A 1034-nucleotide genomic window follows, 5' to 3' on the forward strand; every position below is an offset into this window, starting at 1 on the left:
CCCGCGTCACCGGGGCCCGTGAGTTGAGCACCCATTTGAGAAAACGAACTAACGGGCCTCCGCGTGCACGCGATGGTTATCCGATTGCTTTGGTCCGGAAAAACGCGTTGCCAATGCGGTAGCCAAATGCAAACACAGCATACACCATCGCCGACCAAATCGGGCAAATGAACAAGCCGGTGAAGGGAGCGAAATTGCGACCGACGTCTGACGACCAGCGTCGCATTGCAGCCTTTGCTTCGGGTGTCATTTCTGAATCGTCGAATATTCCGTCACCGTTTAGATCAAATGAATACATGTCAGCCTCAATTGCGGCTTCGGTGAATGGAAGCGACAAGAGCAGCAAGCCGTAGCAAGCGATACAACCGAGAATGAATACGAGAGGCTCCGCCCCTCGTCTCAAAAGGTGGCGACGAACCAGATAGGCAATTGCCGGAGCCGCGACGGACAAGTATGCCAGCATGGTTCCTGTTGTCGGCATCATCGATCAGTACGGATAACGGAAGCGTTAACCGAGCGGGGGCGTGGGAACGTGGTCAGCGAAGCGTCCAAGACGGCGCAACCCCGCTTCGGTTGAACGCATTGTTACACATCGAATCAAGCCGGCAACGTCGCACGGCTTGAAGCATCGAGTTCCTTCATTGTGATGTCGGCCGAAGCGTTGCGGGATCGGGGTTGCCGGAGCCGACGGCCAGACACGAAAAGAAGACATCCAGCGGCCGCCGGCGAAGGGAGACCCGAGACCGCGGTGGAACTCAGAACGAGCCAAGCAACGTAGCACATTTACCAAATCGACCGCGCCAACAACGCTTGAACCGGCTTGAAGATCGCGACGTTCCGACGCAAACACTTCGCTGGCTTGGAGTATCAGTTGATTCAAGGCGTCGGTACGTGGTGATCGTCTCTGCATTCAGTCAACATTGCGAAGCGGCTATTGTCCGAGCACGACCAATGCGTTCGGAAACGTAGTCAAACATAACACCGCATTCGATCTTGATTCACCATCAAAGCCGGCCGACCGCGCACACGAAAAT

The 1034-nt window shown here is 55.6% G+C and carries 1 protein-coding gene; it reads right to left on the reverse strand.

What is annotated here, in order from left to right; translation table 11 throughout:
• Window positions 1-76 precede the first annotated feature (76 nt).
• Window positions 77-484: a hypothetical protein gene (locus tag HFP54_RS25060; RefSeq protein ID WP_168567296.1), complete on the reverse strand. Its 408-nt coding sequence runs from the start codon at window positions 482-484 to the stop codon at window positions 77-79.
• Window positions 485-1034: the final 550 nt, after the last annotated feature.

This window comes from Crateriforma spongiae (assembly GCF_012290005.1).
GTDB classification, from domain to species: Bacteria; Planctomycetota; Planctomycetia; order Pirellulales; family Pirellulaceae; genus Crateriforma; species Crateriforma spongiae.

Bases quoted from the DNA above. Each gene is read 5' to 3' on its own strand.
- HFP54_RS25060 (WP_168567296.1), bottom strand. From the start codon at position 484: ATGATGCCGACAACAGGAACCATGCTGGCATACTTGTCCGTCGCGGCT.